This is a genomic window from Devosia sp. (assembly GCF_035944845.1).
GTDB lineage: Bacteria > Pseudomonadota > Alphaproteobacteria > Rhizobiales > Devosiaceae > Devosia_A.
Genome location: NZ_DASZAW010000015.1, coordinates 30,152 through 42,590, shown reverse-complemented (window position 1 = coordinate 42,590; position 12,439 = coordinate 30,152). Strand labels below are relative to the sequence as shown.

Sequence of the window (12,439 nt, the reverse complement as noted above, 5' to 3'; positions counted from 1 at the left end):
CGAAGCTCAGCTGTCGATACCCTTGGCCTTCAGTTCGGCGCGCACGGCGGTGAAGAACTCGGTGTTCAGGTTGCCGGCGAAAACGTCCATGATGCGGTTGATGGTGCCGCTCATCGCGGCGTTCGACTTGGCCAGCTTGATGCCGGTCGGGGTCGAATAGAAATCGACGATCTGCTGCAGCTCATCCTGGGTGAAGGACAGCGCGTAGACGCGCGCGAACTGGTCGAACAGCTCCCCCTTGCGGCCTTTGTATGCGGCGATCACCGTCTCGATCGCGGCGTTCAGCGGCTCTGCGATCTCGGGATTTTGCGGTAGCAGTTGCTTGTAGGTGTTGATGCCCGCCTGCACAATCGTGGCCTCGTAGAGGCCGCCGGTATCGGTCAGATCGATGTACTTGCGCGCCAGCGCCAGGTGCTCGGGCGCTATCTCCGAAGCTTCCTGGCTCATCGCGGGCAGCGCCACGAAGCTCGACAGGACTAGCGACAGCAATGCAGCGACAAGCATTGGCGCGCGTTTGAAGGTGGACGTCATCAGCTTGGTGCCCATCTGGTTGTGTGTTTCCCCTATTAGCCTGTATCCGAGCGGCTCCTAGCCGTCCAGAACGTCGACACCCGCAGGGCCAGCTACATAGGCGCGCTGGCAAAGCCCGATGAAGAGGCCGTGCTCGACCACGCCCGGGATGTCGACCAAGGCCTTGGCCAGCGCTTCTGGCTGAGGAATACGGCCAAAAAAAGCGTCGAGGATGGCGTGCCCGCCATCGGTGACGAAGGGGGAACCATCGGCTTTGAGGCGGCGACGTAGTTCGCCTTCGGCATTGAAATCGGCCATCACGGCGGCGATGGCGGCGGTGGTGGCGCCAAGGCCGAAATGGTTGACCTCGATCGGCAGTGGATAGCGACCGAGCACCTCGACCCGCTTGCTCGCATCGGCAATGACGATCATCCGTTTCGACGCAGCGGCGACGATCTTTTCGCGAAGCAAAGCGCCGCCGCCGCCCTTGATCAGCGCGAGGCCGGGGCCGAGTTCGTCGGCGCCGTCAACGGTGAGGTCGAGTTCGGGGGTCGTTTCGAGGTCGGTGAGCGGGATGCCGAGATTGCGGGCCTGCGCAGCGGTGACTTCGGAGGTGGGGATGCAGATCACGTCGAGGCCGTTCTGCACGGCGCGGCCGACAATGTCGACGAAGTGCTTCGCAGTGGAGCCGGTCCCCAGGCCCAGCCGCATGCCGCTCGTCACTTCGGCCATCGCTGCTTCGGCAGCACGGTATTTCTGGTCGTCGCTCATGGCGCATCCTCCCCTGTGGGCCGGACCTAGGAGAGGTGCGGAGCCCTGTCAACCTGGCCTTTTCACGCAGAGGTGAATGGAAATGTCGCATCGAGGCAACACATTGTGGCTGCGGTGTTCTGAGTTTGTCCGAATCGTGGCATGGCCGGTTCACTGCTTGCTAGGAACAGTTTATCAACCATCCGAAACTGGCTCAGAATCCGGGTCGATTACGTCAAGAGGCGCAGTTTGAAGAAAATCTCCAAGACCAAGGTAGTGGTCGCCGCTCTTCTGTCGGCGATCCTGTCGCTGTCACTGGCCGCTCCGGCCACGGCAGCCAAGCGTGTCTACGATCCCGCCACCGACACCTGGTCGGAAGCGGGCGCAGTCAAGCCCGGCTCGCGACGCGGCAGCGCGATCGCCAAGCAGATCGTCGACTACGATACCAAGTTCAAGCCGGGCACGATCGTCGTCGAAACGTCTGAGCGCCGTCTGTACCTGGTGCTCGATGACGGCAAGGCGATGAAGTACGGCATCGGCGTTGGCCGCGACGGTTTCCGCTGGTCCGGCCAGCACCGCATCACCCGCGTTGCCGAGTGGCCGGGTTGGACGCCGCCGGCAGCGATGCGCAAGCGCGTTCCCGACCTGCCGGCTTACATGCCCGGCGGTCCGGACAACCCGCTCGGCGCCCGAGCGCTCTATATCGGTTCGACGCTCTACCGCATCCACGGTACATCCGAGCCGTGGACGATCGGCCAGGCCGTGTCCTCGGGTTGTATCCGGCTCACCAACGAAGATGTCACCGACCTCTACGAACGTGTGCGGGTCGGCGCCCTGGTGGTCGTCCACCAGTAACGGCAGAGCATTGCGAATGTCGAAGGGCCGGCTCGAGGGAGCCGGCCTTTCTTTGTTTTGATGTCCGGCCAAAGCTGCGGTAAAAAGGGGAATGTCCCTGACGCTTCTCCAACAGCCGAACCTCGTCTCCACCGGTGCGGAGCGCCCGCTCGTCGACCGCTATGGCCGGCGGATCACCTACCTGCGTGTGTCGGTGACCGATCGCTGCGACTTCCGCTGCGTCTACTGCATGTCGGAGCACATGACGTTCCTCCCCAAGAAGGACGTCCTGAGCTTTGAGGAAATCGACACCATCGTGAACGCCTTCGTCGCCCGTGGGGTGAAGAAGGTGCGACTGACCGGCGGTGAACCGCTGGTGCGGCGCGACATCATGGAACTGGTGGACAAGATCGGCGGCCATATCGGACACGGGCTCGAGGAACTGACGCTTACCACCAACGGCAGCCAGCTGCGCCGTTTTGCCGGGGGCCTGGCGCGCGCCGGGGTGAAGCGGCTCAACGTTTCACTCGATACGCTCGACGAGCAGCGCTTCGCAGAGATCACCCGGCGCGGGCGCATTGCCGATGTGCTCGATGGGATCGACGCGGCCGATGAGGCCGGGCTCAAGATCAAGATCAACATGGTGGCAATGCGCGGCGTCAACGAAGACGAGATCGAGCCGATGCTGCATTGGGCGCATGGCCGCGGTTTCGGCCTGACGCTGATCGAGGGCATGCCGCTTGGCGAGGTCGGCATCGACCGCGTCGACACTTACCTGCCGCTCAAGGAAATGCGCGATCGGCTGAAGGCGAAGTATACCTTAGAGCCGAGCGGGCACCGCACCGGCGGGCCGGCGCGCTACGACTATGTCGCCGAGACCAACGGGCTGGTCGGCTTCATCACGCCGATGAGCCACAATTTCTGCGAGAGCTGCAACCGCGTGCGGTTGACGGCAACCGGCCAGCTCTACATGTGCCTGGGGCAGGATGACATGGTTGACCTGCGTGGTGCCATCCGCGATGGCGGGCCGGATGCACTGGATGCGGCGCTGGACCGGGCGATGCTGCTCAAGCCCAAGGGGCACGACTTCGTGCTCGATCGCGACCACACCGCCCCGGCGTTGAGCCGGCATATGAGTGTTACGGGGGGCTAGCACCGCACGCGTGGAAAGTGGTGCGCGACTGACAGAGACGGCCCCCACCCGGCCTCCCCCCTGAAGGGGGAGGTGAAGAGTCGAGGCTCTGTCCACCATTGCGCCAAATACTCGATGCGGCACCTCCCCCTTCATGGGGGAGGATGGGAGGGGGCCGTCTGCTCCAACCGGCTCTGCCCTACCGGACCGTGTACCCACCATCTACTACCAGCACCTCCCCCGTCACATAGCCGGATGCCGGCGAGCACAAATACAGCGCCGCCGCGCCGATATCGGTGGCCGAGCCGGGGCGCTTCATCGGGGTCATGTCGCGCCAGACCGGCCCCCAGACCGGGTCGGCGAGACCGCCATTGGTCATGTCGGTGGTGATGTAGCCGGGGGCGATGGCGTTCACCCGGATGCCGTCTTCGGCGTAGTCCGATGCGAGGCTCTTGGTCAGCATGTGCACTGCGGCCTTCGAGGCATTATAGGCTGCCTGCGGTTGCGGGATGTTGGAGATGAGGCCGGAGATCGAGCCGATATTCAGCATCACCCCGCTCTGCTGCGCCCGCATCGGCCCGAGCGCCGCCTGGCAGGCGCGGAACACGCTGTCGACGTTGATATCCATCAGCCGCCTGTACTGCTCCTCGGGGAAGCTGTGGGTTTCGCCGTGCTGAGCGACGCCCGCATTGTTGACGAGGATATCGAGCTTGCTGCTGCCAAGCGCCACGGCTTCGGCGACCAATCGCGCCGGCACTGCCGGGTCCTGCACGTCGCCCTGCAGGTAGTCGACCTTGCGCCCCAGATCCTTGAAGTGCTGCACCACTTCAGGTTTGGGCACCCGGGATGAGAGAATGACGTGGGCACCGGCGTCGCTCAGCGCTTCGACGATACCGAGGCCGATGCCGCGAGTGGCGCCGGTAACCAGCGCGACTTTGCCGTCCAGGCGAAACAGATCGAAGATCATTGTATTCCCTCCAAAGCGCGGTTTGGAAAGCCACGGGCTTTCCTGGTTCTAGTGCATTGTGGCGGCGGCTGGCCGGTCCAGACCGAGGATGAAATCGGCGCAGCGGTCACCCAGCATCATGGCCGGCGCGGTGGTGTTGCCGGCATTGATATTGGGCACGGCCGACATATCCGAGACGCGCAGATTGTCGACGCCACGGACGCGCAGGCGCGCGTCGAGCACGGCCATCGGGTCGCCGTCGGCGCCCATCCTGGCGGTGCTGGCGGGATGGTAGTTGGTCTTGACGAAGCGGCGACAATGCTCGGCCATCGCGTCGTCACTGAGGTCGGGCCCGGGCGGCGCGATGACCTTCTCGATGCGCTTGCCGAGCGGGCCCGAGAGCAGCACATCACGGAAGAAGCGCTGGCCTTCGATCATCATCTGCATGTCGTCGGGATGCTGCAGCAGGTGCGGCGAGACCTGCGGCATATCGGCGGGGTTGGCGGAGCGCAGTTCGACATAGCCGCGCGACTTGGGCTTCACCAAAACAGTGGTGATGGTAACGCCGTAGGTATCGTCGAACACCTTGAGCAGATCGCGATCGAGATAGACGATCGGTACGCAGAAGGCCTGGATGGATGGCGGCGCCTCGCGATCGACCGGGTTGATGAAGGCACCGGCCTCAAAGCCGGCCGAGAGGATCGGGCCATTGCCGAACAGCTTGAAGTTGAGGCCGTTCTTCAGCATGCGCCAGCCGACGCCCTGCTTGAAGTAGCCGTAGGGACCGTTGGCTACCGAGATCACCGGCACTTCCGGATGATCGATGAGGTTACGGCCGACGCCCGGCAGATCGACCAGTGTCCTGATGCCGTGACTGTCGAGCTGTTCGGCCGGACCAAGCCCGGAGAGCATCAGTAGCTTGGGCGTTACCAGCGCTCCGGAACTCAACACGATGTCGCCGGACGAATGGACGGTGTGCTCGATGCCGCTGCCGTCGCGATAAGTGACGCTCACCGCTCGGCCCTGCTCGATGTTGATCTTCTGCACGGCGGCGCGCAGGCGCACGGTCAGGCGCGGATCGTCCTTCAGTGGTTCGATATAGGCGTAGGCAGCGCTGGAGCGCTTCCCCTTGCGGTTCATGAACTGGTAGAAGCCGACGCCGCGCTGCGTTACCCCGTTGAAATCGTTACTGAAGGGCTCGCCCTTCTGTTGCACGCTCTGCACGAACCAGCGCGAGACATCGTCGACGTGGCCGGGGTCGGAGACCAGCAGCGGCCCGTCGTTGCCATGGAAGTCGTTCGACAGCCGGTTGTTGCCCTCGATGCGGCGGAAGTGCTGCAGCACGGTCGCCCAATCCCAGGCGGCACCATCATTGCTGCCACGCAAGATCTGGTCCCACTCATCATAGTCGGACGGCCGGCCGCGCATATAGACCTGCGCGTTCACCGAAGTGCCGCCGCCCAGCACGTTGCCCTGCGGGATGTCATGCACACGGCCATGCAAGTGCTGCTGCGGCACCGTGTGGTGATAGGTCATGTACTTGGAGCCGTTGATCAGCTTGAAGATGCCGGGCGGCATATCGAGCAACGGATGATGGTGCGAGTAGCCGGCTTCGAGCAGCAGCACCCGGCGGCCCCCATCGGTCACCAGCCGGGCCGCCGTAACGCAGCCCGCAGCTCCCCCTCCGATCACGATGTGATCGAATTCCTCCCGCATCTCCGCCCCCTCCAGGACCTCTCGCCGAACGGCGCCGGACGAGCGCTTTCGCCCTGTCGCACGTGCACAATAGACGGCGCGCCGGAAAAGGTGAACGATCATCAGCTGAACTTAAGTTGCCAACCGTGGGTTCTCCCGTGCTGATACACGGAAACCGCCCGGCGTGGCGGTATGTGATCGATTGATCATTGACAGTCGGGCTCAAGTTACATTTTCTGTCGCCGCGAACTGGATCGTCGATTGCGTCCAGTTACTGCAACTATAAATTCAGAGCATTTTTTGTTCTTTTTGGATATTGATACTGCATCGACTGAGCGATTTTTGCTCATCGGCAAAATGTGATTGCGGCCCGCACTGTCCGGATCAAATTTTGCCGCATAGGATGCGCGATGAGGGCATTAGCGTGACTTCAGGCGTTGGGGGGCAACAAACCAACGTTCTGACGTGGGGGAAATGACAATACTAGACATGCAACCAGGCATTGCCGGGAATACCGACTGCACAGCGAAGGACCGGACGAATCTGTGGCAGGAGGTACCCTGCCCATGAACCAGCACTCGCGTCTGCAAGCGGAGCCGGCTGAAACCCTGATAGATACGCCATCACACGCCCAGATCCGCGCCGCACGGGCTTATCTGGGCTGGACGGCGCTCGAACTGGCCGAGGAGTCCGGGGTGTCATTTTCAACCGTGCGCCGGGTCGAGATGCCCGGACACCGGGCGGTGCGCGACGAGAACGTCGCGGCGATCCGCGAGGCATTTTCGCGACACGGTGTGCGCTTTGTCAGCTACGCCGACGGCAGCCTCGGGATCGCCGGGCGCAGCTAGAGGTTTTTGGCAAAGAAGCTGAGCGCCGCCTCGCGCATGCGCGGCGTCTCCTGATGTTTGACACCGGGCTCTGACACCAGTTGCAGGCGCCCCGGTGCGTTCGCATAGGCAGCGCTGGTCTCTTCCCACGCCAGCGCCACCGCCGCCGGCGGGGTCAACGAGTCTGCCTCGCCGATGCAGATCAGTTGCGGGCGAGGTGCGACCAGCGCGCCGATGGCGCCGGCATCGGCTTCGTTCAAGAGGCCCGGGACGATCAGGTAAACGCCGTGGCCGTCGTGATTACCGAGTTCGATCATCTTGCGCAGGTCGGCGAAGCAGCAAAGATGTGCCACCGCCTTGATGCGTTCGTCCATGGCGGCGAGCCAGTAGCTCAGGGTACACCCCATGGAGATGCCGAAGGCGCCGATTCGGGCCGGGTCGACGTCGGGGCGTGAGGCGAGGTAGGTCAGCGCGGCCGAGTGATCGCACAGCATCTGGCCAAACAAACCCTTGCCGTACCAGAGCAGCGCTTTGGCGGCCGCGCCCTCGGTCATGGTGGCGCGTGCGCCGAACACCGGCATGTCGATGCACAGCGTCACGTAGCCGGCACGGGCGAAGGCCGGACCGAGCGGATCGAGCAGGTACTCCCGGCCGTCGAGCAATTCGTCGGCGCCGATTTCGTAGCGGCCGCCATGCGAGTGACCGTAAAGGATGGCCGGCAACCGACCCTCGACCCTGAGTGGCCGGGTAAGGATGCCACGCACCTCGGTGTCGCCGAGCTTGAGGGTCAGGTGCTCGATCTCGTAGCCGTCGTGTTGCTCGATACGGGCAGCGCCGAGCGACACGGCCGGTTCCACCAACCCAACGAGCTGGCGCAGCCTCTCACGGGTAATGGACATGTTACTTGTCGTCGTCGGAGACGATGGCGAACTCGAGCGGCAAGGCGGTGGTGTACTTGATCTGACCCATGGCGAACGACGAGCTGACGTCGGTCAAGTTGATCTTCGAAATCAGCTTCTTGTAAAACGAGTCATAGGCCGCGATGTCTGGTACGACCACACGCAGCAGATAGTCCACCTCGCCGCTCATCCGGTAAAATTCGACCACCTCGGTGAAGTCCTCCACCACGGCGGCGAATTTGCGCATCCACGCATCGTTGTGCTCGTTGGTGCGGATCGAGACGAACACCGTGACGCCGGCATTGATCTTGGTGGGGTCAAGGACAGCGACGCGGCCCTTGATGATCCCGTCCTCTTCCATCTTCTGGATGCGCCGCCAGCACGGCGTCGTCGACAACCCCACCTTGCGGCCGATTTCGGCAACCGGAGTCGTCGCGTCCTTCTGCAGGAGCGCCAGAATTTTGCGGTCGATCTTGTCCAAAGCTATGGCAGCCCCCCAGAAATCAGATTGCGTGACTGTGAGAAAAACAGCGCTATGGCGCAAAAATGGTCGGACAGGGCGGCCATACAACGCAAATATCTTGCGCCTGTCAACTAGGCAGAAGGCTCCAGAGCCAGCTGAGGAATCGCTCGAAGCGGCTGGGATTACCGGCCTCCGCGGCGTCCCCCTCGGCCTCGCGTCGACGCCACTCGGCGGGAGTGTCGAACCGCCCCTGCCAGATGCCACGTTTGGCCCGCCGAGCCTCGCCTTCGGCGGCGAGATAGCGGTCTGTCGCAGTAGCATATCCGTCGGCCACCAGAGCCTCGGCGACGTCTACCTTGCCGTCCCGGCACACCGCCAGTAGCCGGCCATGGCGATCGTGCCCCTCAGGCCGGCAGGACAGCGTGCGATTGCGGGTCAGCTCCCGCATCCGCTTTGCGGCAGCGGCACCACACTGCCAATCGTCGCCTCTGGCCGTCCGGCAGGTCTGGTTCCATTCAGGCGCATCGATCCCCGGCAAGCGGATGCGCTGGCCGGCGATGTCGATGGTGTCGCCGTCGCTGACGCGTTCGACTGCGCCGGTGAGCGGCGGACCGTCGAGCGAGAACGGCGCGTCCGGGAGCCGCAGGTAGACGATGATGGCAAGGCCGACAAGGAGCACCAGCCAGGTCCGCCAGCGGCCCTTCCGCTGGCGCGGTAAAGGGTTGCGGCGGCCGTTCGCCCAAGCGGGCATGGCCTGATGCAGGACTGGCCGCAACTGCTTCTCGCCACGGGCTTTTCTCATTTGCAGCCCTCGCCCTTCACCCTAACTTAACCATGCGAGGCTAAGGGTTTTTGCACAAGCGTAACGAACGCGTTTCCTGTTCGTAGTGTTTAGTCGAGTACTGCGTAAATGCCGGTAAAGCCCGCGATGCACGATCATGACGTGCGCGCCCAGATGGGCCGCGAGCTTCGTCGCAACTCGCAACGGGCGGTGTTCGACGCGCGACAGCGCCTCACCTCCAGTTCCGGCACCCGGGCTTCCTTCGATTTCGAACTGCTCGACGAGTATGCCAGCTCACGGCTTGGCGGCCTGCTGGCGGTACCGGCGCTGGTGTTGATCCTGGCGCTGTTCTCGAGCCTTTGGGTTACGCCTCTGGCGGCCGCCGGCTGGGCAGCGCTGGTAATCGTCGCCAACCTGGCAGTTGTCTGGCTCTGCCGCCGCTTCAAGACCGAGGACCCCGCCAGGTTCAACGCCGGTCGCTGGACCGCGAGCTTCATTGCGGCCGAGCTGGTCAACGGCATTGCCTGGGCGCTGCTGGCGCTGTTCCCCCTGGTGGCCGAGGATGGCGTGCCGCTGCTGGTGGCGATGTTCGCCATCACCCTGGTGGGCATTGCCGCCAACGCGGTATCGACGCGAACGCTTCCCGGGGCGACGCTGATGAGCACCCTGCCCGCAGCGGCCACCGTCACCATAACGCTGCTGCTGGCCGGCGGCACGCTCAACTGGGCCCTGGCCGCGGTGGTGGTGGGCGGCGAGATGTTCTTCGTCTATCTCGCCAAGCAGCTCTACGCGTCCGAACTCGAAACCATCGAGCACCAGGCTGAGAAGGACGTGCTGATCAACGAACTCGAGGAGGCGCGCGAAATGAGCGACGAGGCCCGGCGCCATGCCGAGCAGGCCAACATCGCCAAGTCGCAATTCCTCGCCACGATGAGCCATGAGTTGCGGACGCCGCTCAACGCCATCATCGGTTTTTCCGAAGTGCTGCAGTCGGAGCTGCTCGGCCCCCACAACGTGCCGCAGTACAAGGAATATGCCGGGGACATCCACTCATCCGGCCAGCATCTGCTCAACCTGATCAACGAACTGCTCGATCTCAGCCGGATCGAGGCGGGCAAATACGACCTCAACGAGGAAGCGGTATCGCTGATCGATATTGCCGAGGATTGCCGGCGCATGGTGGAGATCCGCGCCAAATCCAAGGGCATCGAGCTCTCGGTCAGCTATGCGCATAATCTGCCAAAACTCTGGGGCGACGAGCGGGCGATCCGCCAGGTGGTATTGAACCTGCTCTCCAACGCCATCAAGTTCACGCCGCAATCAGGCAAGGTGCACCTGATGGTGACGCGTTCGGGCGATGGCGGCCAGTTGCTGAGTGTGCGCGACAATGGTCCCGGCATTCCCGAGAGCGAGATCGAGACTGTGCTCAGCTCGTTCGGCCAGGGCTCGCTGGCACAGAAATCAGCGGAACAGGGCGCCGGTCTTGGCCTGCCGATCGTGCAGAAGATCATGGAACTGCATCAGGGCAGGTTCGACCTGTTCTCGAAACTCCGCTTCGGCACCGAAGTGATTGCCACCTTCCCGCGGGCCCGTGTCATGGACGCACTGGCGCCGGTGGTGGAAAAGAAACCCCGGCTGCAGATCTACTCCGAGGCGAGCTGAGGCGCTGAGAGCGGCCGTGCCAGCTCGCCTCCCACCGCCCTCCGGCCAGTGGGTAGGTCCCTCTCAGCCAACGACCTGCCCGATCGCCATCTCCACAAACGCCAGCGCATCCCGGCGTCGCGCAAGCGGATTGGTGTATTGCGACGGCTGGCCGAGACGATAGGCCAAGGCTTCCTCGATGATCGTCCGCCATTTCGGGTCGAACGTGGTGAGCGCCCACTCGCCCACGGCCGACTTCGAGGCGATCGCGCCGGTGGCCGTGGTGTAGGCCAGCCGGCTGATGCCGAGCACGCCCCACATCGGGGCGGCGCGGCCGAGCATGGCAGGCGAGAAGCCGGAAGCCCGCGCCAGCCAGCGGCGCCAATAGGTGGCGGCATTGTCGCGGACCCAGCTGACCAGGCGGTCGCGGTCATGCCAGAGCGCTTCGCGGTCAAGCTCGCCGATTACTGTTACCGCATCGGCCAGGGCGTGCCAGGTGACCGGGTTGCGATTGCCACGCGCCGCGATAACGAAATCGCCCTGCTGCGAAGTCGGGCCGTCGGCGATCGCTTCGGGGCCGGCGTGGAGCTCGGCCTCGGTGAGCCAGATGCCGTCGAGCCTGGGCAAGGTCGGGTCGGTGCGGTAGCTGCGATGGACGAGCACCAGCGCTTCGACATCGTCGTCTGTGGGCGGCCGCGACAGCACCGCGACGAAATCGAGGTCGCTCATCCCGGGACGGAAGTCACCATCGGCCATGGAGCCGATGAGGTGGAGGCCGGCAACCAGGTCGCCGGTGTTGCGCTGCAGCAGGCTGACGAAACGGCCAGTAGCGAGGTCGATGGTCGACGCTGCACCGGCCGCGATCATCGCCCAGGCCTCCCTTGTCGCTGACCCCCGGGTCAGCTCTTATCGCTGACCCCGGCGCTGCCGAAGGTCGCCATGTTGTTGTGGAGGTGGAGCGCTGTCTTGGCAAGCACGGCGGCCAGTGCGGCGCCACTCCCCTCCCCCAACCGCATGCCGAGGTCGAGCAGGGGGCGTTTGCCCATCGCCTCGAGTGCCCGGGCATGAGCGTGTTCGCCCGAGAGATGGCCGAAAATGCAGTGCTCGATGGCGTCGGGGTTCACCGCCTGGGCGATCGCTGCGGCCGACGTGGCGACAAAGCCATCGATGATAACGGGGATCTTCTGCTGCCGGGTGGAGATGATGGCGCCCAGCATGGCGGCGATTTCGCGGCCACCGAGGCGGGCGAGGATGGCGAGCGGGTCGGTCAACGCGTCCTTGTGCAAGGCGAGAGCCCGATCGACGGCATCGGCCTTGCGCTTCAGCCCGGCATCGTCGACCCCGGTACCGCGGCCGACCCAGTCGGCGCCGCTGCCGCCGAACAGGGCGGCATAGATGGCGGCCGCGACAGTGGTATTGCCGATGCCCATCTCGCCGATGGCGAGCAGGTCGGGCTTGCCGGCCACCGCCTCCATGCCGTAGGCGACGGTCGCCGCGCACATCCGATCGTCCATGGCGGCAGTGCGGGTGATGTCGCCGGTGGGCAGTTCCAGCGCCAGTTCGAAGACGCGCAAGTTCAGCTCGTGCAGCGCACAGATCTGGCTGATCGCGGCGCCGCCGGCGGTGAAGTTGGCGACCATCTGTGCCGTCACCTCGCGCGGGAAGGCCGACACGCCTTGATCGGTGACGCCATGGTTGGCGGCAAAGATCGCGACCATCGGGTTATCGAGAGTGGGCTTGGCCTTGCCCTGCCAGCGGCCGAGGAACTCGACCAGTTGCTCCAGTTCGCCCAGCGAGCCCGGCGGCTTGGTCAGCTGGCGATCGCGTTGGCGGATGGCGGCAACGGCGCTTTCGTCGCCCGAAGGGGTGATGTGCAGCAGGTCGATGATATCGGCAAAGGGGGACGGCACTGGCGGCTCCGGGTCGGGGACGCCACTCATTGGCGAGTCCGCCCCGCCGAG

Annotated in this window: 13 protein-coding genes; 4 read left to right on the top strand and 9 right to left on the bottom strand. The window is 64.3% G+C overall.

Features of this window, described 5'->3' with window-relative positions:
- Window positions 1-6: 6 nt before the first annotated feature.
- Both VGV07_RS02560 and rpiA read right to left on the bottom strand, forming a co-directional pair.
- The gene (locus tag VGV07_RS02560; RefSeq protein WP_326867121.1) at window positions 7-546 is read right to left on the bottom strand and encodes a DUF2059 domain-containing protein; all 540 of its coding nucleotides are present in this window, start codon (window positions 544-546) and stop codon (window positions 7-9) included.
- Window positions 547-588: 42 nt separating this feature from the next.
- Entirely contained in the window at window positions 589-1,281 is a 693-nt protein-coding gene (gene rpiA / locus VGV07_RS02555) for a ribose-5-phosphate isomerase RpiA (RefSeq protein ID WP_326867120.1), read from the bottom strand.
- 237 nt (window positions 1,282-1,518) lie between these two features.
- Here rpiA and VGV07_RS02550 point away from each other — a divergent pair, with 237 nt between their 5' ends.
- Window positions 1,519-2,115, top strand: a complete 597-nt coding sequence (locus tag VGV07_RS02550) for a L,D-transpeptidase (RefSeq protein ID WP_326867144.1) — start codon at window positions 1,519-1,521, stop codon at window positions 2,113-2,115.
- Window positions 2,116-2,206: 91 nt separating this feature from the next.
- Window positions 2,207-3,247, top strand: a complete 1,041-nt coding sequence (gene moaA / locus VGV07_RS02545) for a GTP 3',8-cyclase MoaA (RefSeq protein ID WP_326867119.1) — start codon at window positions 2,207-2,209, stop codon at window positions 3,245-3,247.
- 178 nt (window positions 3,248-3,425) lie between these two features.
- Here moaA and VGV07_RS02540 read toward each other — a convergent pair whose 3' ends face one another.
- Window positions 3,426-4,193: an SDR family NAD(P)-dependent oxidoreductase gene (locus VGV07_RS02540; RefSeq protein ID WP_326867118.1), complete on the bottom strand. Its 768-nt coding sequence runs from the start codon at window positions 4,191-4,193 to the stop codon at window positions 3,426-3,428.
- 48 nt (window positions 4,194-4,241) lie between these two features.
- A complete protein-coding gene (locus tag VGV07_RS02535) occupies window positions 4,242-5,888 on the bottom strand; it encodes a GMC family oxidoreductase (RefSeq protein ID WP_326867117.1) in 1,647 nt (548 codons plus the stop codon).
- A gap of 545 nt (window positions 5,889-6,433) precedes the next feature.
- On the opposite strand from VGV07_RS02535, the gene VGV07_RS02530 reads away from it, so the two are divergent.
- A complete protein-coding gene (locus VGV07_RS02530) occupies window positions 6,434-6,715 on the top strand; it encodes a helix-turn-helix domain-containing protein (RefSeq protein ID WP_326867116.1) in 282 nt (93 codons plus the stop codon).
- Here VGV07_RS02530 and VGV07_RS02525 read toward each other — a convergent pair.
- The 3 genes from VGV07_RS02525 to VGV07_RS02515 all read right to left on the bottom strand — a co-directional run bounded on the left by VGV07_RS02525 (window position 6,712) and on the right by VGV07_RS02515 (window position 8,858).
- On the bottom strand, window positions 6,712-7,593 hold the full coding sequence (locus VGV07_RS02525) for an alpha/beta hydrolase (RefSeq protein WP_326867115.1): 882 nt from the start codon (window positions 7,591-7,593) through the stop codon (window positions 6,712-6,714). The genes VGV07_RS02530 and VGV07_RS02525 overlap by 4 nt on opposite strands.
- A 1-nt stretch (window position 7,594) precedes the next feature.
- The gene (locus tag VGV07_RS02520) at window positions 7,595-8,074 is read right to left on the bottom strand and encodes an Lrp/AsnC family transcriptional regulator (protein ID WP_055879605.1); all 480 of its coding nucleotides are present in this window, start codon (window positions 8,072-8,074) and stop codon (window positions 7,595-7,597) included.
- A 109-nt stretch (window positions 8,075-8,183) separates the two neighbouring features.
- Window positions 8,184-8,858, bottom strand: coding sequence for a thermonuclease family protein (locus VGV07_RS02515; protein WP_326867114.1), 675 nt, complete (start codon window positions 8,856-8,858; stop codon window positions 8,184-8,186).
- A 108-nt stretch (window positions 8,859-8,966) separates the two neighbouring features.
- Between VGV07_RS02515 and VGV07_RS02510 the strand changes: the two genes are divergently transcribed.
- A complete protein-coding gene (locus VGV07_RS02510) occupies window positions 8,967-10,499 on the top strand; it encodes a HAMP domain-containing sensor histidine kinase (RefSeq protein WP_326867113.1) in 1,533 nt (510 codons plus the stop codon).
- 63 nt (window positions 10,500-10,562) lie between these two features.
- On the opposite strand, the gene VGV07_RS02505 is transcribed toward VGV07_RS02510, so the two are convergent.
- Window positions 10,563-11,345: a nucleotidyltransferase domain-containing protein gene (locus VGV07_RS02505; protein ID WP_326867112.1), complete on the bottom strand. Its 783-nt coding sequence runs from the start codon at window positions 11,343-11,345 to the stop codon at window positions 10,563-10,565.
- Window positions 11,346-11,377: 32 nt separating this feature from the next.
- Entirely contained in the window at window positions 11,378-12,418 is a 1,041-nt protein-coding gene (gene cobT, locus VGV07_RS02500; protein WP_326867111.1) for a nicotinate-nucleotide--dimethylbenzimidazole phosphoribosyltransferase, read from the bottom strand.
- Between the last annotated feature and the right edge of the window lie 21 nt (window positions 12,419-12,439).